At 72.0% G+C, this 25210-nt stretch carries 22 protein-coding genes; 10 read left to right on the top strand and 12 right to left on the bottom strand.

Translation table 11 applies throughout. The features are described from left to right. Positions 1-174: 174 nt before the first annotated feature. Positions 175-3048 (bottom strand): preprotein translocase subunit SecA, encoded by a 2874-nt coding sequence (gene secA / locus RB614_RS24965; RefSeq protein WP_308715042.1) that lies wholly within the window; start codon positions 3046-3048, stop codon positions 175-177. Between the two features lie 161 nt (positions 3049-3209). Between secA and RB614_RS24960 the strand changes: the two genes are divergently transcribed. After that, entirely contained in the window at positions 3210-4331 is a 1122-nt protein-coding gene (locus RB614_RS24960) for a GNAT family N-acetyltransferase (protein ID WP_308715041.1), read from the top strand. Beyond that, a complete protein-coding gene (locus RB614_RS24955) occupies positions 4328-5434 on the top strand; it encodes a GNAT family N-acetyltransferase (protein WP_308715040.1) in 1107 nt (368 codons plus the stop codon). Before RB614_RS24960 ends, RB614_RS24955 begins: the two co-directional genes overlap by 4 nt. On the opposite strand, the gene hpf is transcribed toward RB614_RS24955, so the two are convergent. From hpf to mtrA, 5 genes are all read right to left on the bottom strand, one after another. After that, the gene (gene hpf, locus RB614_RS24950) at positions 5407-6039 is read right to left on the bottom strand and encodes a ribosome hibernation-promoting factor, HPF/YfiA family (RefSeq protein WP_308715039.1); all 633 of its coding nucleotides are present in this window, start codon (positions 6037-6039) and stop codon (positions 5407-5409) included. The genes RB614_RS24955 and hpf overlap by 28 nt on opposite strands. 245 nt (positions 6040-6284) lie before the next feature. Beyond that, the gene (locus RB614_RS24945) at positions 6285-6992 is read right to left on the bottom strand and encodes a phosphoribosyltransferase family protein (RefSeq protein ID WP_308715038.1); all 708 of its coding nucleotides are present in this window, start codon (positions 6990-6992) and stop codon (positions 6285-6287) included. A 2-nt stretch (positions 6993-6994) separates the two neighbouring features. Then, on the bottom strand, positions 6995-8851 hold the full coding sequence (locus RB614_RS24940) for an LpqB family beta-propeller domain-containing protein (RefSeq protein WP_308715037.1): 1857 nt from the start codon (positions 8849-8851) through the stop codon (positions 6995-6997). Then, positions 8848-10524, bottom strand: a complete 1677-nt coding sequence (gene mtrB / locus RB614_RS24935; RefSeq protein WP_428983104.1) for an MtrAB system histidine kinase MtrB — start codon at positions 10522-10524, stop codon at positions 8848-8850. The genes RB614_RS24940 and mtrB overlap by 4 nt, the downstream gene beginning before the upstream one ends. Before the next feature lie 12 nt (positions 10525-10536). After that, the gene (mtrA, locus tag RB614_RS24930) at positions 10537-11226 is read right to left on the bottom strand and encodes an MtrAB system response regulator MtrA (protein ID WP_173039797.1); all 690 of its coding nucleotides are present in this window, start codon (positions 11224-11226) and stop codon (positions 10537-10539) included. A gap of 129 nt (positions 11227-11355) precedes the next feature. Between mtrA and RB614_RS24925 the strand changes: the two genes are divergently transcribed. Genes RB614_RS24925 through RB614_RS24905 form a run of 5 tightly spaced genes read left to right on the top strand, consistent with a single transcriptional unit; the run spans position 11356 to position 16292 of the window. Then, complete coding sequence (locus tag RB614_RS24925; RefSeq protein WP_308715036.1) at positions 11356-12189, top strand: hypothetical protein; 834 nt, start codon at positions 11356-11358, stop codon at positions 12187-12189. After that, positions 12186-12770, top strand: a complete 585-nt coding sequence (locus RB614_RS24920; RefSeq protein ID WP_308715035.1) for a DUF4129 domain-containing protein — start codon at positions 12186-12188, stop codon at positions 12768-12770. The genes RB614_RS24925 and RB614_RS24920 overlap by 4 nt, the downstream gene beginning before the upstream one ends. Continuing rightward, positions 12767-14047 carry a DUF4350 domain-containing protein gene (locus RB614_RS24915; protein WP_308715034.1) on the top strand — a complete coding sequence of 427 codons (1281 nt, stop codon included), beginning with the start codon at positions 12767-12769 and terminating at the stop codon, positions 14045-14047. Before RB614_RS24920 ends, RB614_RS24915 begins: the two co-directional genes overlap by 4 nt. Next, the gene (locus RB614_RS24910; RefSeq protein ID WP_308715033.1) at positions 14044-15012 is read left to right on the top strand and encodes an AAA family ATPase; all 969 of its coding nucleotides are present in this window, start codon (positions 14044-14046) and stop codon (positions 15010-15012) included. The genes RB614_RS24915 and RB614_RS24910 overlap by 4 nt, the downstream gene beginning before the upstream one ends. Next, positions 15012-16292, top strand: a complete 1281-nt coding sequence (locus tag RB614_RS24905; RefSeq protein WP_308715032.1) for a DUF58 domain-containing protein — start codon at positions 15012-15014, stop codon at positions 16290-16292. The genes RB614_RS24910 and RB614_RS24905 overlap by 1 nt, the downstream gene beginning before the upstream one ends. A gap of 951 nt (positions 16293-17243) precedes the next feature. Here the strand turns inward: RB614_RS24905 and RB614_RS24900 are convergent. Beyond that, positions 17244-18227 (bottom strand): stage II sporulation protein M, encoded by a 984-nt coding sequence (locus RB614_RS24900; RefSeq protein WP_308715031.1) that lies wholly within the window; start codon positions 18225-18227, stop codon positions 17244-17246. Between the two features lie 25 nt (positions 18228-18252). On the opposite strand from RB614_RS24900, the gene RB614_RS24895 reads away from it, so the two are divergent. After that, positions 18253-19272, top strand: a complete 1020-nt coding sequence (locus RB614_RS24895) for an RDD family protein (protein WP_308715030.1) — start codon at positions 18253-18255, stop codon at positions 19270-19272. A 95-nt stretch (positions 19273-19367) separates the two neighbouring features. On the opposite strand, the gene efeB is transcribed toward RB614_RS24895, so the two are convergent. The 5 genes from efeB to RB614_RS24870 all read right to left on the bottom strand — a co-directional run bounded on the left by efeB (position 19368) and on the right by RB614_RS24870 (position 24194). Further along, a complete protein-coding gene (gene efeB / locus RB614_RS24890; RefSeq protein ID WP_428983103.1) occupies positions 19368-20510 on the bottom strand; it encodes an iron uptake transporter deferrochelatase/peroxidase subunit in 1143 nt (380 codons plus the stop codon). Positions 20511-20731: 221 nt separating this feature from the next. Next, complete coding sequence (efeO, locus tag RB614_RS24885) at positions 20732-21871, bottom strand: iron uptake system protein EfeO (RefSeq protein WP_308715028.1); 1140 nt, start codon at positions 21869-21871, stop codon at positions 20732-20734. Between the two features lie 20 nt (positions 21872-21891). Beyond that, the gene (efeU, locus tag RB614_RS24880; protein WP_308715051.1) at positions 21892-22758 is read right to left on the bottom strand and encodes an iron uptake transporter permease EfeU; all 867 of its coding nucleotides are present in this window, start codon (positions 22756-22758) and stop codon (positions 21892-21894) included. A 342-nt stretch (positions 22759-23100) separates the two neighbouring features. Then, entirely contained in the window at positions 23101-23310 is a 210-nt protein-coding gene (locus RB614_RS24875) for a DUF397 domain-containing protein (RefSeq protein WP_308715027.1), read from the bottom strand. 32 nt (positions 23311-23342) lie between these two features. Further along, positions 23343-24194 (bottom strand): helix-turn-helix domain-containing protein, encoded by an 852-nt coding sequence (locus tag RB614_RS24870; protein WP_308715026.1) that lies wholly within the window; start codon positions 24192-24194, stop codon positions 23343-23345. Positions 24195-24350: 156 nt separating this feature from the next. On the opposite strand from RB614_RS24870, the gene RB614_RS24865 reads away from it, so the two are divergent. Together RB614_RS24865 and RB614_RS24860 are read left to right on the top strand one after the other, a co-directional pair. After that, positions 24351-24836, top strand: a complete 486-nt coding sequence (locus tag RB614_RS24865) for a hypothetical protein (protein ID WP_308715025.1) — start codon at positions 24351-24353, stop codon at positions 24834-24836. 173 nt (positions 24837-25009) lie between these two features. Beyond that, on the top strand, positions 25010-25165 hold the full coding sequence (locus RB614_RS24860) for a hypothetical protein (RefSeq protein WP_308715024.1): 156 nt from the start codon (positions 25010-25012) through the stop codon (positions 25163-25165). Positions 25166-25210 lie beyond the last annotated feature (45 nt).

Here is a 25210-nt window from a genome sequence, read left to right as displayed (position 1 = left end):
CGCCGGCCCCCCCCCCCCCCCCCCCCCCCCCCCCCCCCCCCCGCATCGGCACCGATGCCGAGGGCGCGGCAGCTCAAGTCACCGCCTCAAAACGGTCCAGGGCGTATCCGGCGTGGTTGGAGCTCAGGTCACGCGGACACGCCCTGGGTCACGATGCGGGCGACGACCCCTGCGTCAGGCGCCGGCGGTGGGGGCGCCGTGGCAGCGCTTGTACTTCTTGCCGGAGCCGCACGGGCAGGGAGCGTTGCGGGACGGGCCGCCGCCGCTCGATGCCTGGCTGGGTGAGGGCGACGGGCGGCGGCCGCTGGCGCGGGGCGGGGTCGGTCCGCCCAGGCCCAGCGCGGGTGCCGTGTCCTGCTCCTGCTCGACCGAGACGGCACCGCCACCGGACGCGCCGTCGATCGTCGGGGCGGAGTACTGGAGGGGCTGCTGCGGTCGCTGGCGGCCGAGCCCCTTGGCGCGGATCTCGACCGTGGCGTCGTCGGGCATCGGCAGCGGAGCCGGGCCGACCGCGGGTGCCGGTGCGGCCGGGGCCGCCTCCTCGACCTGGACCTCCAGGTTGTAGAGGAAGCCGACCGTCTCCTCCTTGATGCCGTCCATCATCGTGGCGAACATCGCGTAGCCCTCGCGCTGGTACTCCACCAGCGGGTCGCGCTGGGCGTACGCCCGCAGGCCCACGCCCTCCTGGAGGTAGTCCATCTCGTACAGGTGCTCGCGCCACTTGCGGTCGATCACCTGCAGCAGCACCATGCGCTCAAGCTGCCGGACCGCCTCGGTGCCCAGCTCCTCCTCGCGCCGCTCGTACGCCGCGTGCGCGTCGTCCTTGAGCTGGGCCATGAGGAAGTCGGCGTCCAGGTTGTTGCGCTCGCCGCCGGCCTCGTCTTCGAGGTCTTCGATGGTGACGCCGACCGGGTACAGCTGCTTGAGGCTGGCCCAGAGCTGCTCAAGGTCCCAGTCTTCGGCGTACCCGTCGGCGGTGGCGCCCGCGACGTACGCCTCGACGACGTCGTCGATCATGTGCTGCACCTGGTCGCTGAGGTCTTCGCCGTCGAGCACGCGCTTGCGCTCGGCGTAGACCACCTGGCGCTGCTTGTTGAGCACCTCGTCGTACTTGAGGACGTTCTTACGGATCTCAGCGTTTTGGCCCTCGATCTGGCCCTGCGCGCTCTTGATCTGCCGAGTGACCATCTTGGACTCGATGGGCACGTCTTCGGGGATGTTGAAGCGCTCCATGACGGCCTCGACCGCGCCGGCGCGGAAGCGGCGCATCAGCTCGTCCTGCAGCGACAGGTAGAAGCGGGACTCGCCCGGGTCGCCCTGCCGGCCCGACCGGCCGCGCAGCTGGTTGTCGATGCGGCGGGAGTCGTGGCGCTCGGTGCCCAGCACGTACAGGCCACCGGCGGCGGCGACCTCTTCGGCCTCCTCGTCGCACGCCTGCTTCCACCGCGGGAGGATCTCCTCCAGCGCCTTCTGGTAGTCGTCTTCGTGCTCGACCGGATCGAGGCCGCGCTGGTGCAGCTCGTTGGCCGCCAGGTGCTCCGGGTTGCCGCCGAGCAGGATGTCGGTGCCGCGGCCGGCCATGTTGGTGGCCACGGTCACGCCGCCCTTGCGGCCCGCCTGCGCGATGATCTCGGCTTCCTTGGCGTGGTACTTCGCGTTGAGCACGGCGTGCGGGATGCCCCGGCGGCGCAGCATCTGGGAGAGGATCTCGGAGTTTTCCACCGAGACCGTGCCGACCAGGACCGGCTGGCCGAGAGCGTGGCGCTCGGCGATGTCTTCGACGACCGCGTTGAACTTGGCCTTCTCGGTCTTGTAGATGACGTCCGGCCGGTCGAGGCGGATCATCGGCCGGTGGGTCGGGATGCTGACCACGCCGACGTTGTACACCTTGTTGAACTCGCCGGCCTCGGTCTGCGCGGTGCCGGTCATGCCGGACAGCTTGTCGTACAGCCGGAAGTAGTTTTGCAGGGTGACCGTCGCGAGCGTCTGGTTTTCCTGCTTGATCTCGACGTGCTCCTTGGCCTCGATGGCCTGGTGCATGCCCTCGTTGTAACGCCGGCCGTGCAGGATGCGGCCGGTGAACTCGTCGACGATCAGCACCTCGCCGTCGTTGACGATGTAGTCCTTGTCCCGCTTGTACAGCTCCTTGGCCTTGATGGCGTTGTTGAGGTAGCCGACGAGCGGGGTGTTGACCGACTCGTACAGGTTGTCGATGCCGAGCCGGTCTTCGACCTTGGCCACGCCGCGCTCGGTGATGGCGACCGTGCGCTTGGCGTAGTCGACCTCGTAGTCGCCCTCGCCGTCCTTGCCGGACTGGAGCCGGGCGACGACCGAGGCGAACTCCGTGTACCACCGGGCGGACTGCTCGGCCGGGCCGGAGATGATCAGCGGCGTGCGGGCCTCGTCGATCAGGATCGAGTCGACCTCGTCGACGATCGCGAAGTTGTGGCCGCGCTGCACGAGCTCTTCCTTCGACCAGGCCATGTTGTCGCGCAGGTAGTCGAAGCCGAACTCGTTGTTGGTGCCGTACGTGATGTCGCACTCGTACGCCGCGCGGTGCTCGGCGGAGGGGCGGTTGGGCAGGATCACACCGACGCTCAGGCCGAGGAAGCGGTGCACCCGCCCCATCCACTCGGCGTCGCGCTGTGCCAGGTAGTCGTTGACCGTGACGACGTGGACGCCCTTGCCGGAGAGCGCGTTGAGGTAGGCCGGCAGGACGCAGGTGAGTGTCTTGCCCTCACCGGTCTTCATCTCGGCGATGTTGCCGAAGTGCAGCGCCGCGCCACCCATCACCTGCACGTCGTAGTGCCGCTGGCCGAGCACCCGGGAGGCCGCCTCGCGGGCGGTCGCGAACGCCTCCGGCAGCAGGTCGTCGAGGGTCTCGCCGTCGGCGAAGCGCTGGCGGTACTGATCGGTCAGCTCCCGCAGCTCGGCGTCGGTGAGGTCGGTGTACTCGTCCTCGAGTGAGTTGACAGCGGCGGCGACGGCCTTGAGCCGCCGTAGCATGCGACCTTCGCCGGCACGAAGGACCTTTTCCAAAATCGACACGGGTCAACGCTCCCCTTGGACAGTCTGCCGAACCATCGTAGGCGCACCTTCGGCGCAACTGTCAGCCACGTCTCCGGCGATCACGCCAAAGCGGACATTTTGCCTCTGCGGCAGCGCGTATTCGGTTATGCCCGTCGCGAACGGTACGGCAACATGGCCGCGTGGGGGCACAAGCGAACAGCCAACCGGAGATTAACGATCAAGGACTGGTCCTTCGGCCGTGGCGGGCCGCGGACGCCGAGGCGGTCCACCGGGCCTGCCAGGACCCGGCGATCCAGCGCTGGACCCGCGTGCCGTCGCCCTACCGGCCCGAGCACGCCCGCGACTTCGTCACCGGCCACTCCGCGGCCGCGTGGCGGGAGGGCACCGGTGCGCCGTTCGCGGTCGTCGACCCGGACACCGGCGACCTGCTCGCTTCCTGCGGTCTCGTCACGATCGACCGGGTGCTCTCCACGGCCGAGGTCGGCTACTGGACCGCGCCCTGGGCCCGCGGCCAGGGCGTGGCGACCCGCGCGACGCGTGCGGTGTCCCGGTGGGCGTTCGAGTCGCTGCGCCTGCGCCGGATGGTGTGGCAGGCCGAGATCGGCAACCATGCCTCGCGGCTGGTCGCGCTCCGCGCCGGCTTCCGCGTCGAGGGCTACCTGCGGCTGGCCGACGACGGCAGCGAGGGCTGGGCGGGCACGCTGCTCCCCGGCGACCCGATGGATCCGGTGCTCGACGCTACGGTGGTGCGCCGCGCCCGCGTGTTCACGCACCCGCAGCCGGTGCTCGCCGCGAAGGGCGGCCTGCGGCTGCGCCCGCCGGAGGTACGCGACTTCGACGCGATGACCGAGGCCTGCCGCGACCCGGAGTCCGTACGCTGGACCACCGTGCCGGATCCGTACGAGCGGGCCCATGCCGAAGACTTCGCGCTGCGCATCACGCCGACCAAATGGGCGCGGGGCGACGGGGTGGTCTACGCGATCGCCGGTCCGGACGGCGCCTGGGCCGGCTCGATCGACCTGACCATCTCGGCGGACGACCCGTTCGTCGGCGAGGTCGGCTTCCTGGCGGCGCCCTGGGTGCGCGGGCGCGGGTACACCACGGCCGCCCTGACCGCCCTCTGCGACTGGGGCTTCCGGTCGCTCGGGCTGGCCCGGATCGTGTGGCGGGCGCACGTCGGCAACGTGGCCTCCCGGCGGGTGGCGGAGAAGGCCGGCTTCGCCGTCGAGGGGACCCAGCGTGGTGCGCTCGCCCATCGCGGCCAGCGCAAGGACGCCTGGGTGGGAGGGCTCGTCCCGTGATCGTGATCCACGCCGGCGGGGTGCGGCTCCGCCCGTTCCACGCGGACGACGTCGACGACCTCGCCGCCGGCTACGCCGAGCCGAACGCCCGGGCCTACACCCGCGACGACGCGACCCACTGGATCACCCACGGCGCGCCCTCGGCGTGGGCGGCCGGCGGTGCGGCGTACGCGATCGCCGACCCGGCCACCGACCGCCTCATCGGTGGCGTGGGCATCAGCCGCGTCGTGCCGGAACGCAGCCAGGGCGAGATCGGCTACTGGGTCGTCCGGTGGGCCCGCGGCCGGGGCGTGGCCACCGCAGCCGCGCGGGCGCTGACGGCCTGGGCGTTCGACCGCGGGTTCAGCCGCCTGGAGCTGCTCACGAACCTGGCCAACGCACCGAGCCAGCGGGTCGCGCTCGCGGCCGGGTTTCAGCGCGAGGGGATCCGCCGCAGCGGTGGCCAGGGCGCCGCAGGACGGTACGACATGGTGGTCTGGGCCCGCCTCGCCGGCGACCCGCCCGGTCCCACCCGGCGGCTGCTGCCCGACCTGCCCGGCGGCGCGCTCTTCGACGGCGTGGTCACACTGCGGCCGATCGTCCCGGACGACGCCGCCTTCCTGCACGCCCTGCTGTCGCTGCCGGACGTCGCCGGCACGAGCCTTCCGCCGATCGTGCCGGACCGCGAAGAGGTCGAGCTGCGCTGCGCCCGCGCCGAAGGGTGGTGGCTCGCGGGTGAGCGGGCCGACCTGGCCATCACGGACGCGCGCACCGGCACGCCCGCGGGCACGATCGGCCTCTACTACGAGGACCCGCGAACCACCACCGCCGGCATCGGCTACGCGATGCTCCCGGCCTGGCGGGGCCGGGGCATGCCGACCCGGGCCGTACGCCTGCTCGCCCGCTGGGCGCTCGGGACGGCCGGCATCGGGCGGCTCACCGCGGGCACGCTGCCGGGCAACGCCGCGTCGCAGCGGGTGCTGGAGAAAGCCGGCTTTCGGCGGGAGGGCTATCTCCGCGGCCGGCTGCCGGGCATCTCCGGCACCCGCGTCGACGACGTCGTCTACGGCCTGCTCGCCGCTGACCTGGCGCGGGATCAGACCGACAGGGCGATGATCCCGTAGTCGTAGCCTTTGCGCCGGTAGACGACGCTCGGCCGGCCGTTTTCCTTGTCGAGGAAGAGATAGAAGTCGTGCCCGACGAGCTCCATCTGGAAGAGCGCGTCGTCGATGGTCATCGGCTCGCCCGGGTGCTCCTTTTCCCGGACGATGTGCCACGGCTGGTCGTCTTCCATCTCCTCGGCGGCAGGAGCGGTGGCCGTGGCGGCCATGGATCCGTTGGACGCGGCAGCCCTGGATTCGTCGACCCACGACGTGGGCAGGCCGGCCGTCGCGGCGGCGACGGAGACGGGAGTGTGGCGGCCGCGGTGCACCCGCCGCCGATCCGCGGCGCGGCGCAACCTGGTGTCGAGCTTGGCGATCGCGCAGTCGAGTGCGCCGTAGAAGTCCTTGGCGCAGGCCTCGGCCCGGATGACCGGACCCCGAGAGTAGACGGTGATCTCGACGCGCTGGCAGTAGTCCGACTGTCGCCGGTTTCGCTCGTGGAATAGTTCTACGTCGACACGGATGAGCTTCTGGTCGTAGCGCTCGATCTTGGCGAGTTTTTCACCCACATGTACGCGGTAGTGATCGGGCACTTCGACGTTGCGCCCCTTGACGACGATGTCCACGCGTGACCTCCCCCACGATGGTTCTGTGGTGACGTCACCGGCCGGTTGCCGGATGACGATGAAGGATTTGCGCCTCCTCTCCGGCTGCGGGGGCTAAGACGGTTGCGCTTGCCCCTCCGGTGGTTGAACCGATGGCCATACCCCGGTGAAGACGACGCTAACTCGTACGCGCTCAGTAGTCACCCCTCAGCCCAAGACCGTTTCGGGGAGATTCGCCCAGTTAGCACGTTGGGGTGAAAAGCGGCCTACTGCCCGTAACGGAGTTGGGTGGCCGCGAGCACGGCGACCCGGTCCACCAGTACATCGACGGCGGCCAACTCCCGGCTCACCGCGGCCAGCGTGACGCCGGTCGTGACGATGTCGTCGACCACCACGACGGCCCGGCCGGTGGCGGCGCGGCGCAGCCCGGAGACCCGTCCCGCCCGGATCCGGAAGGCCGACTCCGCCGCCGCGGCCCGGGCGGCCGCGCCGAGCTCCGCCGAGTCGGTCCGGGGCAGCGCGCGTACCGGCCGGGCCACCGCGGTGGACCAGCCCGCCCGCCGCAACCGCGCCGCCGCCCGCCGGGCCAGCCGCACCATGTGGTCACCGTGCCGGGCCCGCGCGGCCTTCGCGGTGTCCGGCACAGGCACGAGGAGTACGCCGCCGGGGCCACCGCCGAGCGACGCTCCCACCACGTCCGCGAGCAGTGCGCCAAGCGGCACCGCGAGGCCGTGGCGGCCGCGTTCCTTGTAGCCGAGCAGCACCTCCCGCAGCGCCCCGTCGTACGCGCCGAGCGCGGTGCAGGGCGGCAGCCCGGGCGGTACGGGTGTGGGCGCGGCCGGGCCGGGCCGGAGGCTCTCCAGCCCCTCGGCGCAGGGGGCGCAGACGCCGTACCGCAAGGCGATCCGCTCGGCCCCGCACCCCGCGCACCCGGCCGGCAGTACGAGGTCGACGAGTCCCGCCCAGCCGGCCACGCTCAGTCCAGCAGGAAGAAGGGCGCGGTCACCTGGGCCGGCGTGACCCCGTCCGGGGCACCCATCACCTCGCCGGCCTCGATCGTCGGGTTGACCCCGTCGAGGTCGAACGCGGCGCCCTCGCGGGAGTACATCACCTTGGTGGTGAAGCCGGAGACGACCGGGTCGTCGGGGTACGCCACCAGGTGCCGTACGGTCCCGCCGGGGTCGCCGACCTGCTGCTGCTCGGCGAGCGCGCCGTCGATGCTGACCTCCCACACGGCCGGCTTGTCGTCATGGCTCGTGCCGGCCACGACGACCTTCGTCTCCTCGCTCCAGTCGACGGCCGACGCGCTCTTCAACGGCGTGGGCACCTGCCGGTACGACCCGTCCTCCACCTCGACCTTGACGCCCCGCGCGATGCCGAGCACGTACACCTGACCCTTGGCCAGGACCGCGATCCGGCGCCCGTCCGGGGCCGCGCTGACGTCCGCGACGTTTCCGTCGATACCGGCGGGCAGCGGGACGCGGTCCAGACGCCCCTGGGGCGTGAACTGGTACAGCTGCTTGTTGGCGACCACGAGCCCGACGTCCATCGGGGCCTTGAGCCAGACGGCCCGGCCCATCGAGGTGAACCCGCCACTCGTCACGGGGGCCTCGGTGCCGTCGCCGACCGCCGCGACCAGCCGCAGCTGAAACTTCCCGTCCTTCTGGGTCACGAGCGCCGCGGCCGTCCGCAGGGCCTCGTCGGTGGCCTCGCGGGCGAGGGCGGCCGAGAGGATGCCCTCGTTGACGCCGTCGGCGAGCAGGAGTCGCGGCAGTGGCTGGGTGCCGCCGTCCGGCGAACCCTTGAGCCGGTAGATCTTGCCACCGACCAGCGCGAACCGCTCCGGCTGCGCGTCTTCCTCTTCCGGCCCTTCGGGCGCGCGGTTGGCGGCGTTGGCCGAGTAGAAGGCCTGGTCCTTGGTGAACGTCCGGGCCCGCTCCCCGTCCAGCGACAGTTGCAGGTCCACCTGCACGAACGAACGCAGCGACCACATCAGCTGCTGGCCGAGCTGGAGCACCATGTCGACGTTGTCGATGCCGGGCGGCGGCTCGGCGGCGGCCGCGTTGAACGCCACCTCCAGCCGGTCCTTCGGGTACGGGACGTTCTGGTTGCTCTTGGCGTTGTCGTTGAGCGGGCTGACCGCCGGTTCGAGCCAGTCGGGCGGGCCCTTGGTCAGCCACTCGACGATCTGGGTCGGCTGCCGCCCCTTGTCCAACTCGCTGGGCAGGTAGCGGGCGTCGGGCACCAGCGTCTTGCGGTCGGCGCTCCAGAAGTAGATGGTGTGGGGCGTGTAGAACTGGGCCAGCGCGTCCGTGCTGAGCAGCATGCTCTCCGGCGGATCGGTGACGTACCAGTTGTTGTCGCCCTCGGTGCCGCTGATGGTGAACTCGACCGAGCTGCCCTTCAGCTCCGCCGGGCCGACCGACCCCTCCGCGTCCAGCACGCCGACGTGGTCGACGTCGAGGCTGACCTTCCAGGTCTCCTTGCCCAGGTCGGTGTACACGGGGGGTTTCCTGAGCCGGGCGAGGTTGACCTTGGCTTCCCTGCCCATGGTGTAGTCCTCGCGGGCGTCCTCCCGCACGAACCCCTTGATCCGCAGCTCCATCTTGTCGGGCTCTCCGGCGCCCGCGGCCAGGAAGTTGGTGGTGAAGCTCTCCTTCGTGGTCGCGGCCTCGCGCGAGGGCGGGCCGGCACCGCCGCCCCGGCTCGTGGGCTTTCCGGACTTGGGACCCGGGCCGATGTCGCGCACCTGGGTCTCGTCCGGGATCCCGCACCCGGTCAGGCCGACCGCGAGGGCCGCCGCGGCGGCGGCCAGGACAGTCCGCCGCCTCACGCGCTCACCTCCAGGGTGGTGGGGCGCACCTCGATGGCGTTTGGGGGCAGGGCGTCCGGCGGGACGAGGCGCAGGGGCGAGGAGGTCAGCCGGTCGCCGGCCCGCACCGGGAGGGTGAGCCGGAACTGGGCGCCCTGGCCCGGCGCGCCCCAGGCCTCCAGCCAGCCGCCGTGCAGCCGCGCGTCTTCCAGGCTGATCGAGAGACCGAGGCCGGTGCCGCCGGTCTGCCGCGCCCGGGACGGGTCGGCCCGCCAGAACCGGTTGAACACAAGCTTTTCCTCGCCGGGGCGCAGGCCGATGCCGCGGTCGCGCACGGTCACCGCGACCGCCGAGTCGTCGGCGCCGAGCGCGACCGAGACCGGCCGCCCCTCGCCGTGCTCCACGGCGTTGCCGACCAGGTTGCGCAGGATCCGCTCGACCCGGCGCGGATCGACCTCGGCGATCACCGGGGTCTCCGGCAGGCTCACCTCGATCGGTACGCCGGCCCGGGCGCTGACACCGCCGAGCCGCTCGACGACGCGGCGCACCACCGGCACCAGGTCGGTCGGCTCGGCGTCGAGCATCGCGAACCCGGCGTCGAAGCGGCTGATCTCCAGCAGGTCGGTGAGCAGCCCCTCGAACCGGTCCAGCTCGGCCTGGAGCAGCTCGGCCGCGCGCGCGACCGCGGGGTCGAACTCGTCACGCTCCGCGAAGATCAGGTCGGCCGCCATCCGTACGGTGGTCAGCGGGGTGCGCAGCTCGTGCGAGACGTCCGAGGTAAACCGCCGCTGGAGCCGGGACATCTCCTCCAGCCGCACGATCTGCCGCTGCAGGTTGGTCGCCATCTGGTTGAACGAGGCGGCGAGCAACGCCAGGTCGTCCTCGCCCCGCACGGCCATCCGCTGGTCGAGCAGGCCGGCGGAGAGGCGCTGCGCGGTACGGGCCGCCACCCGCACGGGACGCACCACGAGCCGGGTCACCAGCGCGGAGAGCACGCCGAGCAGGATCACCAGCGCGGCCCCGGTGAGCAGCACCATCGTGCGGATCTGCCCGGCGGTCTGGTCTTCGGTCGTCAGCGGAACGATGTAGTACAGCTCGATCGGCCCGAAGCCGGTCGGCACCGGGGAACCGGTCACCAGGTACTTCGTCGGGCCGGCGCCGAAGTCGTGGGTACGGATCTGGTCGGAGACCCGGCTGTCGACCGCCACCTGGTGCGCGAGGTCGTCGCTGATCAGTGGGGAGACGTCGAACGACTGCGCGGTGCGCAGGTAGGGCTGCTTGCTCGCGGTCAGCGCCACGATCGCGCCGCCCTGCTCCGGTCCGCCGCGGGACAGGTAGCTGGCGATGTTTCGCAGGCTTGTCTGCACCTGCTGGTCGTACGCCTGGTTGAAGGCGCGCAGCTGCTCGGCGGCGTAGTCGGTGTCGACCTGGAGCTGCTTGAGCGCCGCGTTTCTCGTGCGGTCCAGGAGGATGTTGGTGCTCTGCGTGGCGACCAGGTAGGCGAAGGAGCTGACCAGCAGGCTCGACGTGACCAGGGTGATCGCCACGACCCGGAAGTGCAGCGACCGCCGCCAGGTGTGGTGCAGCGGCCCCGCGACGACCGCGCCCCGCCGCGCCGCCCGGCGCCACAGGTCGAGGGCAGCCGCCAGCACCCGCGCACCCAGCGCGGTTACGGAGCGTGTATCGACTGCCACGGCGACACCAGGCTATCCGGTGCCCGCCTTGTAGCCCACGCCGCGCACGGTCAGGATGATCTCCGGCCGCTCGGGGTCCGGCTCGATCTTGGCGCGCAGGCGCTGGACGTGCACGTTGACCAGGCGGGTGTCGGCGGCGTGGCGGTAGCCCCAGACCTGCTCCAGGAGCACCTCACGGGTGAACACCTGGCGCGGCTTGCGGGCCAGGGCCACGAGCAGGTCGAACTCCAGCGGCGTCAGCTTGACCTCGTCACCGTCGCGACTCACCGTGTGGGCCGGCACGTCGATCGTGATCTGGTTGCCGGGCGGGCCGATGGTCAACAGCTCGGGCGCGGCGTCCTCGCCCCGCCGCAGCCGGGCCCGCATCCGGGCCACGAGCTCCTTGGGCTTGAACGGCTTGACCACGTAGTCGTCGGCGCCGGACTCCAGCCCGAGCACGACGTCGACGGTGTCGCTCTTGGCGGTGAGCATCACGATCGGGATGCCGGACTCGCCGCGGATCGACCGACACACGTCGATGCCGCTCATCCCCGGCAACATCAAATCGAGCAGCACGATATCGGGCCGGTTTTCCCGGAACGCGGCCAGCGCCCGCTCGCCGTCGGCGACGAAGGACGGCAGAAAGCCCTCGCTGCGCAGGACGATGCCGAGCATCTCGGCCAGCGCAGGATCGTCGTCGACAACCAGTACCCGTGCCCTCATGCGTTCAATATTCCACCTCGCGTCCGATCCATGGGACCGCCCTCACCAGGGGTTATGACAAATCGGACGATCTCGCATTGGTGACCGCACGGGTTCGCCCGGGTAGCGGACCCGTGCCAGGATGGCGCAGTGCTGCTGCCGCTGCGCCCGCTCACCGTCGGCGAGCTGCTCGACGCCGCGGTGTCGCTGCTGCGTGCGCACGGGCGGGCGTTGCTGCCGGTGGCGGCGGTGCTGGCCGCGATCGAGCAGGCGCTGCTCGCCCCGCTGCGGCTGGCCGCCGGCGCCGAGCCCCCGGCCTACCTGCCCGACTTCCCCCAGCTGCGGCAGCTGGAGCTGTACTGGGTGCTGCTCGCCACCGGCGCGGCGGCCGAGGTCACGATCATCGCGCTGCTCGGCGGGCTCACCGCCCGCGCCGCGGGGGCCGACCTGCTCGGGCAGCGGCCGACGGCCCGCCAGCTCCTGCGCCCGAGTGGCGGCCGCCTCGGGGCGGTGGCCGTGGTCGCCGCCGTGGCCGGGGCCACGATGTTCGTCGCCGCGCTCGCCGGTCCGGCCTGGTTCGTCGTGTACGCGCTGTTCGGGCTGGCCGCCCCGGCCGTCGTACTCGATCGGCTCGGACCCGGACGGGCGCTGCGCCGCTCCGCGACGCTGGCCTGCCGGGCGGGCCTGCGTGCCGCCGGGATCCGCGTCCTGGGATATGTGGCCTGGCTGGCCATCCGGGTGGCCCTCGGGCTCGGCGCCTACGCCGCCCTCGACGCGCTCAGCCTCGGTGGCGCGGAGTGGACCGCCCCGATGAGCGCGCTGGCCTGGCTGCTGGTCAACACCGTGGCCTACCCGACGCTCGCCTGCCTCGACGCGGTGCTGCACCTGGAGACCCGGATGCGCACCGAGGGGCTCGACATCCTGCTCGCCCGCGCCGGCCACCGCGGCCCGCTCACCCCGGCGCTGCTGGGAGTGGCCCGTTGAGCAGATGGTGGACCGAGGCCGTGGCGGCGTTCGGTGACGTCGTGCCGCTGCCGCTCGCCGCGCTGGGCCTGCTGCTGCTCGCGGCGCTGGTCGGTGCCGGCTGGTACTGGTGGCCGCGCTGGGTGCCGCGCCGCCTCCCCCGCCTGCGCATGCCGCGGATCCGCCCGCGGTGGCCGCGCTTCCGCTGGCCCTTCCGGCGCCGCAAGCGGCGGCAGGAGCAGGATCCGGTGCGGCCGGTGGCCGAGATCCGCGACGAGGAGATGCCCGACCTGCCGGTGGCCGCGTTCGTCTCGCTGGCCGACCGGCTCGCCGCACAGGGCCGGTACGCCGAGGCGGTCCGCGAACGGCTCCGCGCCATGGTGCGCGAGCTGATCGAGCGGCAGGTGGTCGAGCACCGTCCAGGGTGGACGGTCACCGAGCTGGCCGGCGCGGCGGCGCGGGCCCGGCCGGTGGTCGACGCACCGCTGAGCGCGGCCGGCGGCGTCTTCTCCGAGGTGTGGTACGGGCAGCGCACCGCCGGCGCGCAGCACGACGCGCGGATGCGCGAGCTGGCCGACCAGATGCACCGGGCGCTGTCATGAGGCGATGGCACCGGTTCGCGATCCCGCTCGGTGCGGTGGCGCTCGTCTTCGCGGTGACCGGCGTGGCGTACGCGGTGAACGAGCCCGACCCGAGCGACCCCGCGTTCCTCAGTCCGCTCAGCGCGGACGGGATCGGCGGGCAGCGGCTGGCGCAGGCGCTCGCCGCCCGGGGCGTACGGGTGGAGCGGGAGACCCGCACCTCGGACGCGCTCGCCTCGGCGTACGAGGGCGACGCCACCCTCTTCCTCCCCGTGCCGCGGGTGGTCCACCCCGACTACCTCGCCATGCTCCGCCTGATGCCGCCGACCACGCGCATCGTGCTGGTCGACCCGGCCCGCCGGGCGCTCGACGACACCGGGCTCCCGCTCGTGCCGGGCGGGCGGCGGTGGGCGGCCCAGGCGGCCGAACCGGGCTGCGAGCTGGAGGAGGCCCGTGCGGCCGGGCGGGCGGCGGCGCTGCGCCAGCGGTACGAGGGCAACGGCACCCGCTGCTACGGCACCGGCGTGGTGCGGCTGATCCGGTTCCAGTCGGACTTCGTGGTGATCGGCGCGAGCGACCCGTTCCGCAACGACCGGATCGGCGAGCACGGCAACCGGGCACTCGCCACCGGGCTGCTCGCCACCCGTTCCCGCGTGGTCTGGCTCGACCTGCACGAGCTGGAGTCGCCGCCGGGCGTCACCGACGACCCCGGCTCCGCCAGCGGCGTACCGCCGTCGCGCGGCACCGACCCGGCCGAGGGCGACTCGGGCGGCGACGGCTCGTCCGACGACTCCCGCTCCGGTGGTGGTGACGGCTCCGCCGGTTCGCCCGAGGACGACTCGTCCGGCGGACCTTCAGCGTCCGGTGTGGACGGTGAGAATCCACTGTGGGACGCGTTCCCCGCGTGGTTCTGGGCGCTGCTGATCCAGCTCGCGCTCGCCGTCGTGCTCCTGGCGCTGTGGCGGGCCCGCCGGCTCGGCGCGCCGGTGACCGAGCCGCTGCCGGTGACGGTACGGGCGGCGGAGACCGTGCACGGCCGGGGCCGGCTCTACCGGCGGGCCAAGGCCCGCGGCCCGACCGCCGACCTCCTCCGGGCGGCGGCGCGGGACCGGCTCGCGCAGCTGCTCGCCCCCTCCCCCGAGATGTCGCTTGTGGACGCTGCCGCTGCCGCGACCGGGCGGGATCGGGAGCAGATCGAGGGCCTGCTGGACGGGCCCACCCCGGAAAGCGACGATGACCTGCGGCGCCTCCAGGCCGACCTGGACGCGCTCGTCGAAGCCGTAAGGAGAGCACGGTGACCCTTCCCGCGGGATCCGACGATGCCCGCGCCGCCCTGCACCGGCTGCGCGCCGAGGTGGCCAAGGCCGTCGTCGGCCAGGACGCCATCGTCACCGGACTGGTGATCGCCCTGCTGTGCCGCGGCCACGTGCTGCTGGAGGGCGTGCCCGGCGTGGCCAAGACGCTGCTGGTACGCACGATCGCCGCCGCGCTCGACCTGGACGCCAAGCGGCTCCAGTTCACGCCCGACCTGATGCCGGGCGACGTCACCGGCTCGCCGGTCTACGACCCGCGCAGCGCGGTCTTCGAGTTTCGCACCGGCCCCGTCTTCACCAACCTGCTGCTGGCCGACGAGATCAACCGCACCCCGCCGAAGACCCAGTCGGCGCTGCTGGAGGTGATGGAGGAGCGGCAGGTCTCCGTCGAGGGCACGCCCCGACCGCTGCCCGAGCCCTTCATCGTGGCGGCCACCCAAAACCCCATCGAGTACGAGGGCACGTACCCGCTGCCCGAGGCGCAACTGGACCGCTTCCTACTCAAGCTGACCGTGCCGCTGCCCAGCCGCGACGAGGAGATCGGCGTGCTGCGGGCGCACCACTCCGGCTTCGACCCGCGCGACCTCAAGGCGGCCGGCGTCCAGCGGGTCGCCACCGCCGCCGACCTCGCCGCCGGGCGGGCCAGCATGCAGCGGGTCGGGGTGGCGGAGCAGGTGCTTGCGTACATTGTGGACCTCTGCCGGGCCACCCGCACCTCGCCCTCGCTGGAGCTGGGCGCCTCGCCGCGCGGCGGGACGGCGCTGCTCGTCACCGCCAAGGCGTGGGCCTGGCTGGCCGGGCGCGACTACATCACCCCGGACGACATCAAGGCGGTCGCCCGCGCCACGCTCCGGCACCGGGTGCGGCTGCGCCCGGAGGCCGAGCTCGAAGGCGTGACCGCGGACGCCGTACTCGACTCGGTGCTCGCCACCGTGCCGACGCCACGCTGATGGTCACCGGCCGCGCCGCCCTGCTGCTGATCCTCGCGGCCGCCACGCTCCCGCTGTGGCCGTCGCCTTGGCTGGGGCTGGCGGTGCTCGCCGGCGCCGTGCTCATTCTGTCCATGGTGGACTTCGCGCTCGCCGCCCCGCTGCGCGACGTCGAGTTCACCCGGGACGGCGCCCGCACGGTGCGCTCTGGCGAGACCGCGACGGTGGCGCTGCGCGTGGCCAACCGCTCGCCCCGGGTGCTGCACGCCGACCTCCGCGACGCGTGGGTGCCGTCGGCCGGCGCCACCCCTGCGGTACACCGGGTGGTGGTGGAGCCGGGCAGCGCCGTGACGGTGGAGACGTCGCTGACCCCGACCCGGCGCGGCGACCGGCCGGCGGTGCGGCTGACCCTCCGCTCGTACGGGCCGCTGCGGCTCGCCTTCCGCCAGCGCGCCGGGCGGCCCGAGACACCACAGTGGACGCTTCGGGTACTGCCCCGCTTCGACTCGCGGCGCTTCCTGCCGGAGAAGACCGCCCGCCTGCGTACGCTCGAGGGCTCGACGGTCACCCGCGGGCGCGGGCAGGGCACCGAGTTCGACGCGCTGCGGGAGTACGTCATCGGCGACGACGTCCGCTCCATCGACTGGCGGGCCAGCGCGCGCCGCTCCGACGTGCTCGTACGCACCTGGCGCCCGGAGCGCGACCGGCGCGTGGTCTGCGTACTCGACACCGGCCGGACCTCCGCTGTGCTCGCCGGCGCCGAGCCCCGGCTGGACGCGGCCATCGACGCCGCCCTCCTGCTCGCCGCGCTCGCCCTGCGCGCCGGCGACCAGGTCGACCTGCTCGCGGTCGACACGGCGGTACGGGCCACCGTCTCCGGCGGCCGGCACGTGCTGCTCCCCCGCCTGGTCAACGCCCTGGCGCCGCTGCAACCCTCCCTTGTGGAGACCGACTTCGAGCTCGTGGTCGGCGAGGTGCTGCGGCGCGAACGCAAGCGGGCGCTGGTAGTGCTCTTCACCGCCCTGGAGCCGGGCGCGCTCGGCGACGGCCTCCTGCCGGTGCTGCCCCGCCTGGCCACACGGCACAAGATACTGGTGGCCGCGGTGCACGACCCACTGCTCGCCGAAGCCAAGGGCGACCCCTACCTCGCCGCCGCCACGCTCCGCACCCTCGGCGAACGCGACCGCGTCCGGTCGGCCCTCACCCGCCACGGCGTCGAGGTGCTGGACGCCCCGGTCGACACCTTCGCCTCCCGCGTGGCCGACACCTACCTGGCACTCAAGCAGGCCGGAAAGCTCTAGAGACTTTCGGGGTCAGGGTGATCAAAGCTCCCCTCAAGTCGTTCTAACGACTTCAGAGGAGCTTCGATCACCGGCGGGGTCTCGCGCGGGAACCTGACCCCGAAAAGTCTCTAGAGAATCCCTTTCCAGACACAGATTTGGGCTACCGCGACGTCCGTGGTGGTCCGGACCGCTACTCCCGCGGCCTCACCCTCCGCGATTTCACACCCCGCCCCCGACCGCCGGCCCGAGCGGGCGGGCACCTCCAGGCAGCGACGCCCCTTGCCGCCCGCACGACCGCCCGCGATCCAGGAGACCTTTCGGGGTCGAAGCTCACCCTGACCCCGACTGGTCGCCGACCCGCACTCCCCTGGAGGTTCGGGCTCGGGCCCTGCTTTGTCATCGGAAGCAGGCGGCACCGGGCGGGTGGCGGCCCTTGATCGGCGTTGACGTCGGCTGGCTCCGGGCAGATCGTGGCACACAGCTGCCCTTGTAGGGGCAGTCGTGTACCACGATCTGCGCCTTGGGTCGCTCTCCGGGCGTCGATCAAGGGAAACGGGTGGTAGGCGCGCCCGGAATCAGCGTGATACAACGATCACCAGCGGCCAACGCGGCACGACATGGTCCCTGTCGCCTTGGTGGGCGGCCCGTTCGGGCTGAGAATCGGCCGCCGGGGGCCGGGCTTCAGGCGACGCCTTCGATCAAGGCCACCGGTGCGGCCGGAAGACCGTTGGCCGCGCCCTTCCTTGCACGACGTAGATCATGGGGGCGCGGTGCGTCCGTGACGAACAGCGGTTCCGGCGGGAGCACTCCAGACCATCCGGATGGGGAAGGTGCTGCGCGGGGAAAGGGCGCGGACCTGGCAGCGGAGACCGGGGAACTCGGCGAGCGCCAGCGAGCCCCGACCGCAGCAGTGCCCGCGGGAAAGCACCCGAAGAAAACGGTCCGGACCGGGGCACATCTGTCTGAACTCTATGACGCCCTCGGCCGTGAGCGCGGCTCCGAAAGCTCGCCGGCCCTTCTCGCCGCGGCGCCGCCGAGGATCACGACGTAGCCGAGGAAGCCCAGCCAGACCGCGGCGCCGATGCCGATGCGGAAGGCGGTGGGCAGCGGCGAGGGCGTCACGAACGCCTCGACCACCGCGGACACCGCGAAGAGGCCGACCAGCCCGACGGCCACCAGCATGCCATCGCGGGCTGCCTCGACCACAGCCCGGCCGCGGGTGCGGTGCGGGCCGGGGGCGATCCACGACCAGCCGATGCGCAGGCCGGCGCCGGCCGCCACGTAGATGCCGGTCAGCTCCAGCAGCCCGTGCGGCGTGATCAGGCCGAAGAAGAGGTCGGCGCGACCGTACGAGATCATCACGCCGCCGACCACGGCGATGTTGAGCGCGTTGTTCCAGAGCAGCCAGAGGACCGGCACGATCAGCACGCCGGAGGCCAGGCACTGGGCGGCCAGCCAGGCGTTGTGCGTCCACAGGTGGAACGCGAACGTGGGTGGAAGGAACTCCGTGTAGTACCCGGCAAACTCCGACGCGACCAGGTCTTCGGCCGCCTCCTCGCCGACGAACGCGGCCGCGCTCTCCGGGTGGCCGGCCACCCACCACATGAGAAAGCCGGTGAGCACGGTGAACGCCACCGCGACGCCGGACCACCAGGGCCAGGCCCGGTAGACGGCGAGCGGGAAACCCTCGGTGAAGAAGCGCCCCACCTCGCGCCAGGAGAGGCGGCTGCCCCCGGTGATCGTGGCACGGGCGGCGAGCACCAGCCGGGACAGGCGCGCGACGAGCGCCGGGTCGGGCGAGCGGCTGCGGACGACCGACAGGTGCGTGGCGGCCCGCTGGTAGAGGGCCACGAGCTCGTCGACCTCGGCCGCGGTCAGCCGCCGGCCACGGGACAGCTGCTCCAGCCGCCGCCACTCGGCGTCATGTTCGGCGACGTACGCGTCGAGGTCCACGCCCGACATGGTGTTCACTTGTCGGGTGAGCGCGCAAGTCCACTCCTCCGCCGGCGTCCTCGTCAGCGGGGAGGCGGTCGAGGTCGAGGTACGCGTGGCCCGGGTCGGTTCCCGGGTCCTCGCGTTGCTGGTCGACATCGCCGTCCAGCTGATGCTCGCCTTCGCGCTGCTGGTCATCGTGGCGGTCTCCCTCTCGACCGCGCCGGTGGTCGATGCCGCGCTGGAGGGCGCGCTGTTCACCGTGGGTGCTGTGCTCGTGCTCGTGGGTTACCCGACGCTGTGCGAGACGTTCATGGGCGGCCGCACCGTCGGCAAGCTCGCGGTCGGCCTGCGGGTCGTGCGGGACGACGGCGGGCCGGTGCGCTTCCGCCACGCGCTCACCCGCAGCCTAGTGGGGGTCGCGGTGGAGTGGCCGGGGCTGGTACTGCCGCTGGTCACCTGGGTCGCCAGCCTCGCCACGATGCTGGCCAACCCGCGCGGCAAACGCCTCGGCGACCTCGCCGCCGGCACGATGGTGATCCACGACCGCACCCCGGCCTCGTGGGGCTGGGTGCCGGGCATGCCGCCGCCGCTGGCTGGCTGGGCGTCCACGCTCGACCTGACCGGGCTCGACGACGACCTCGCGCTGGCCGTACGCCACTTCCTGGCCCGCGGCCACGGCCTCTCCGAGCCGGAGCGGAGCCGGCTGGGGCAGGCGCTGGCGGGTGAGATCCTGGCCCGGACCACGCCACCGCCACCGCCCGGCGTACCGGGCTGGGCCTACCTCGCGGCCGTGCTCGCCGAGCGGCACCGGCGGGCCGCCCACCGCCTCGCCCGCGCCCGTTCGGCCACCGCGGCCCTCTGGCCCGGGCTCGCGGTGCCGTCCCGCCCGGCGACGACGCTCACCCGGCCGCCGGTGCCGGTGCCGCCGGGCCCGCCGCACGAGTGGCCGAGCCACGCCTGGCCGCGGCCGCCGTGGCTGGGCCCCACCGCCGAGCAGCCCGACTGGACCGGCATGCGCCGCCCGCCGGTGGCCAGCACGCTCCGCCAAGCCGCGCCCGACTGAGCGCTTCCGGTGATCGAAGCTCCCTTCAAGTCGTTAGAACGACTTGAGGGGAGCTTCGATCACCGCCGTGGGGAGAGCGCACGGAAAGGTCGAGCTCAGCCGAAAAGTGCCCGGCCCCAGAAGTCGCCCTTCTCGCGTACGCCGGGCGGGCAGGCGAAGAGCCCGCTGGAGACGTGCCGGATGTACTCGTTCATGACGTCGTTGCGGGCCAGCGCGGTCTGTACCGGCACGAACTGCTTGTGCGGGTCGCGCTGGTAGGCGATGAAGAACAGCCCCGCGTCGAGCCGCCCCAGCCCGTCCGAGCCGTCGACGAAGTTGTAGCCGCGCCGGAGCAGGCGGGCGCCGCCGTTCTGGTCCGGGTGGGCCAGCCGCACGTGCGCCACCTCGGGGATGGCCGGCTCGCCGTCCGCGCCCTTGCGGGTGAAGTCGAGCTCCTCGAACTCGTCCTTGCCGCCCAGCGGCGCCCCGGAGCCCTTGGTCCGCCCGACGATCGCCTCCTGCTCCGCCAGCGACGTGCGGTCCCAGGTCTCGACGAGCATCCGGATCTTGCGGGTGACCGCGTACGACCCACCCTCCATCCAGGACGGTCCGTCGCCGGGCTGCACCCACAGGTGTTCGCGGAGCAGCGCCTCCTCCTCGGCCTTGAGGTTGGCGGTGCCGTCCTTGAAGCCGAACAGGTTGCGCGGCGTGGCCTGGCTGGTCGACGTGGAGGAGGTACGCCCGAAGCCGAGCTGCGACCAGCGCACGCTCACCGTGCCGAACCCGATCCGGGCCAGGTTGCGGATCGCGTGCACCGCCACCTGCGGGTCGTTGGCGCAGGCCTGTACGCACAGGTCGCCGCCGGAGATCTTCGCCTCCAGCGCGTCGCCGGGAAAGCGGGGCAGGTCGGCCAGCGCGGCCGGGCGCTGGGCGGCCAGGCCGAACCGGTCGACGCCGTCCGCGTTGCGAAACAGCGACGGCCCGAAGCCGATCGTCAGCGTCAGGCCGGAGGGCGGCAGCCCCAGCGCCTCACCGGTGTCGTCCGGCGGCGCCTCGGGGATGCCGTCCACCGCGCCGATGAGGCCGGCGTCCTTGCCCGCCGTCATCCGGGCGGCCGCCTCGGTCCACTCCCGCAGCATCTCGACCAGCTTGTCGCGGCTCTTGGTGACCACGTCGAACGCCACGAAATGCAGCCGGTCCTGCGCCGGCGTGACGATGCCGGCCTGCCGTTCGCCGTAGAACTCGACCGCCCCGGACACTCCCGCCGTGGCCGGGTCGTCGTCCCGCAGGAGCGGGGCGGGGCCCCCCCCTTCCCCCCCCCCCCCCCCGCCCCCCCCCCCCGGGCCGGGGGGGCCCCCCCGCCGCCGCGCCCCCCCCCCCGCCGCCGCGCCCGCACCGACCACACCGACGCCCGCCAAGGCGAGGGCCCTGCGCCGGTTCATGACCACCTCCTGCTGGGTCGCTCACTCACCGGACTCCATCACTTCGCGACGACCGCCGCCACCTTGCTGATCGGCTCGGCCAGCGCGTTGATCGAGTCGGACAGCTCCTTGAGCTCGTCCTGGTTGAGCTGGTTGTGCAGCTTCCACCCGTCGCCGGCCCGGTGCTTGCCCAGCGTGGTCTCCACGTTCGCGAACTCGGTGTCGAGCTGCTTGACCAGGTCGGGCGCCCGCTGCTCCAGCGCGGGGCGGAGCGCGGCGATCGCCGCCTTCGAACCCTCCAGGTTGGCGGCGAAGTCCCACAGGTCGGTGTGCGAGTAGCGGTCCTCCTCGCCCGTGATCTTGCCGGTCGCCACCTCGTCCAGCAGCTCCTTGGCGCCGTTGGCGAGCTGGAGCGGGGAGAGCTTCTCGGCGTTCGCCTTGGCCACGATCTCGTTGACGTCGGCCATCAGGCGGTCGGCCAGCGGCCCGTCCTTGGAGATGTCACCGGTCGTCCACAGGTCCTTCTCGATCCGGTGGAACCCGGTGAACTCCATGCCCTCCTCGACGACCTCCTCGCGCCCGTCGATCTTCGGGTCGAGGTCACCGAAGATCTCCGCGACCGGCTCGATCCGCTCCCAGTACGTGCGCGCCACCGGGAACAGCTCCTTGGCCTTCGCCACGTCGCCCGCCTTGACCGAGGTCACGAACTCCTGCGTCTTCTCCAGCAGCGCGGCGGTCTGGCTCTTGACGTACCGCTGGTAGTTCTCGGTGGCCGAGGCGAGCGCCGCGTCGGCGGTCAGCGGCGCGGCCGACCCGTTCACCTTGAGCGCCCCGCGGATGCCCTTGCCCACCATGCCCGGCTTGCAGGCCGTCTCGTAGCTGCCGGCGGGCAGCTCCACGTGGAGCTCGCGGCTGAGGCCCGGCGCGATGTTCTCCACCTCGCCCATCACCCGGTCACCCTGGGCGTACACGTAGAACTCGGTGACCTTGACACCCTTGTTGGTCACCTTGAAGGTCACCGTGCCGGCGTCGACGTCGGTCTTCGCGACCTCACACGCGCTGTCGGTCGCGTTCACCGCGATCGGGCCGCCGGCGGCGGCCGCGTCGCCATCCGAGCCGGCGTCGTCGGCACAGGCCGCGAGGGCGCCGCCGGCCAATGCGCCGGCCGCGGCGAGGGCGAGAATTCTAGGGGTACGCATCGTGCGGGTTCTCCTTGCGGTCAAGCTGCCTGTGACGCCGCGGGCGCGGGGCTTTCCGGGGATGGCTGAGGTGGCGCCGGCCGCTTGCGGCCGGGGATGAGAAAGAGCAACAGCACGGGTACGGCGTACGCCAGCCAGGCGATGACCTCTAGCACTGTGGGTGCCGGCGTGATGTTGAACATCCCCGCGAGGAGCGCCGCGTACCAGGTCGACGGGTCGAGAGTGCCGCTGATGTCAAAGGCCAGGGTGTTGAGGCCGGGCAGGACGTCAGCCTCCTGGAAGTCGTGCACGCCGTACTTGAGGATGCCGGCCGCGACCAGCACCAGCAGCACGCCGGTCCAGGTGAAGAACTTGGTGAGGTTGATCCGCACGGCGCTGGCGTACAGCAGCACACCGATCACGATCGAGGTGATGATGCCGCCGATGATCGCGAGGAGCGGGCCGGTGTCGCTCTCCGCGCCCTGTACGGCGGCGAAGAACAGCAGTGCCGTCTCCAACCCCTCGCGCGCCACCGCCAGAAAGGCGAACAGGACCACCGCGATCGGCCCGACGGCGATCGCGCGGTCGAGCCCCTCGCGCAGCTCGCCGGCGATCGAACGGGCGGCGCGGCGCATCCAGAAGATCATCCAGGTGACGAAGCAGACCGCGGCCACGGACGTGATCGCCTCGAAGAGCTCCCGGTCCCGGTAGTCGGCGAGCAGTGTGGTCCGCGTGTACGTCAGGAGCGCCCCGAACCCGACCGACAGCACCACGGCCACGGCGACGCCGAGGGCCACCCAGGGAAGCCGGTTGCGCCGGTCCGACTTGACGAGGAAGGCGACGAGGATGCTGACCACCAGCGTGGCCTCGAGACCCTCGCGAAGGCCGATCAGGTAGGTCGCGAACAGGGGGTTGTCGCCCATGGTGTGACTCCGGATCCTTAGGCACCCCTAACTTAGGGCAGCCACACCTTCTCTCTTCACCAGGGCGCGAGTCAAGTTGAGCCCTTTGTGACCCACACCGCCCCACCAGGCACTTTGGACTCAATCAAGATCGATTAGCGGAGGTATATCGGCCATGCTCGCCGCCGCAGCGGTCGTCGGCGTCGCCCTCACACTCGCCAGCAACGCCAAATGCGCGAAGCGCGGCGGCTCGCGATCCGCCAGTTCCACACCGGGTCAGCCGATAGCAGATTCGTAGCGCGGTTGTGAGGTGGTCCGGCAACCGGACCACCTCGGCCAAGGAAACTGCTACATCGAGCGGTCGAACTCTCCGGCGCGGAGCGAACCGACGAAGTCCCGCCACGTGGCCGCACGGAACCGAAGAACGGGACCCTCGGGGTCCTTGGAGTCACGCATCGCGATACCCTCGGACATCGCGGCGACCTCTACACACTGGCCGTTGCCCGCGCTGCGGGTGCTCTTGCGCCAGTTGACGGGGGCACTGATAGACGCAGACATTTGCGCCGTTCCTCTCTTGGACCACGAAGTCACTACTGACTGTCGTGCACGACCTTGTTGATGAACTCGACAGAGAGCTTCGGGCTCAACGCGACCGAGCGAAGCGATTCGAAGCTCATCCAATAGCTTCGCAACTCATCCTGCCGGCTCCGGAACACACCGCCGGTCATGCCCTCGCAGTAGACGAGCGGTTGGTCCGACTCGCCGGAGAACTCAAGGACGACGAACGATCCAGCCAAGGCACGGTGGGCACCGGCCGAGAAGGGGAGGACCTGGACCGTGATCATCTTTCGTTCGTTCGCCTCCGCGAGGCGGGTGAGCTGGCGGCGCATGACGTCCGGACCGCCGATCTGGCGGCGTAGGACCGCTTCGTCGAGGATGACGGAGAGCTTGGGCGGAGGATCGCGCGTCAACACGGCCTGACGTGCCATCCTCACGGCCACCCGCTGGCCGTGCACCTCGTCGTCTTCGTAGATTCCGTCCGCCTGGATGACCGCGCTCGCGTACTCGGCGGTCTGCAACAGGCCGGGCACGATCTGTGCCTCGTAGTTGTAGATGCCGACCGCTTCGGCCTCGAACCCGATGTACGTCTCGTAGGCGTTTGGCAGCACGTCACCGTACGCCTCCCACCACGCCCGCTGCCGGGACTGCCCCGCGAGCGCCCGGATTCGTGCTCGGGCTTCTTCGGCGACGGCGTACGCCTCAAGGAGCCGGTCCAGGTCTTTGGGCCGGACGCCCGTGTGGGCGGTCTCGATGCGACTCAGCTTGGATTCTGACCAGCCGAGCTCAGCGGCCACGTCCGCCACTGTGCGGTCGGCACGCAAGCGGCGCAATTCCGCGCCCAATTGCCGTCGCAAAGTGGTCGGGCTTGGCTTCACTGCCATCGTGCATACCGTACACGCAACTTCATGAACTAGGTTGCAACAAGATGGCATCAGATGCACTTGCATCTCGCAGGCGCGGCATGCACCCTGGAATGTACGACGACAACGGCGTCGACGCGCAGCCACCGAGTCGGGCGAAGACCGTGGGAGGCAGCCGTGCTGGACGAGCGGACGTTGGTTCCCGAGCTTCCTGAGCTGCCCTGGCAGCTGCGGCTCGGCTTGGTCTTCGTCGACGAGAAGCCGACCCTCTTCGCCCTCTACCGGCGCGACAAGGGCCGGGACGGCGAAGGCCACACGCCCGGCAACGGCCGCGCGGACGGCGCAGGCCACACGGCCGACGAGGGCCACACGGGTGGCGAAGGTCGCGCGGACGGCGAGGCCCACACGGAGGGCGAGGGCAGCACGGACAGCAAGGGCAGCACGCACAGCGAGGCCCACGCGCCCGGCGGGAGCGACGGGGGCGGGCGGGTGGCCGCCTGGCTGATGGTTCTCCCGGGCGACCAGGCGGTGCTGATCCCGGCCGACGAGACGCCGAGCCGCCCGATCGTCACGACGCTGCGGAGCGTCCAGCGGCGGTGGCTTCGACTCCTCGAGTCAGAACTTGTACAGGTGGTAGGCCCACAGGCCCAGCACATGCTCTGATCGAGTCGCAGGGACCGGACGGCGGGTCGGTGGCGGCAAACACCGGCCCGCCGCTCCTTGCCCGCACCCGAACGGCGCCGCAGCCAGGAACGCGAGCCGCCGCAACGAGCGGACGCGAGATGCGCCGCACCGACCCCACCGAAAGAGCGCCCCGAGCCAGTACCGTTGCGTGGGTGAAGGTGCTCCTCCCCTGGCTCGCCGTGCTGGCCGTGGTCCTCCTGCTCGACGCCATGCACCTCAGCTTCCTGGCCACCGCGGTCGCCGTGAGCTGGCTCGTCTACTGCGTCGGCACCGGGGTCCGGCCCAAAGGCCGAAATCGGGCCAGCTAGTGCGGTGGCCGCTAGCGTTCACCGGCTGACCGGCGGCCGAAGGCC

Source organism: Phytohabitans maris, from assembly GCF_031085175.1.
Taxonomy (GTDB): domain Bacteria; phylum Actinomycetota; class Actinomycetes; order Mycobacteriales; family Micromonosporaceae; genus Phytohabitans; species Phytohabitans maris.
Note: the sequence above shows the minus strand (reverse complement) of the source record. Positions and strands in the feature narration are given on the sequence as shown.

Bases quoted from the DNA above. Each gene is read 5' to 3' on its own strand.
- efeO (WP_308715028.1), bottom strand. From the start codon at position 21,871: ATGCGTACCCCTAGAATTCTCGCCCTCGCCGCGGCCGGCGCATTGGCC.
- RB614_RS24870 (WP_308715026.1), bottom strand. From the start codon at position 24,194: ATGGCAGTGAAGCCAAGCCCGACCACTTTGCGACGGCAATTGGGCGCG.
- RB614_RS24875 (WP_308715027.1), bottom strand. From the start codon at position 23,310: ATGTCTGCGTCTATCAGTGCCCCCGTCAACTGGCGCAAGAGCACCCGC.
- mtrA (WP_173039797.1), bottom strand. From the start codon at position 11,226: ATGAGGGCACGGGTACTGGTTGTCGACGACGATCCTGCGCTGGCCGAG.
- RB614_RS24905 (WP_308715032.1), top strand. From the start codon at position 15,012: ATGGTCACCGGCCGCGCCGCCCTGCTGCTGATCCTCGCGGCCGCCACG.
- RB614_RS24915 (WP_308715034.1), top strand. From the start codon at position 12,767: ATGAGGCGATGGCACCGGTTCGCGATCCCGCTCGGTGCGGTGGCGCTC.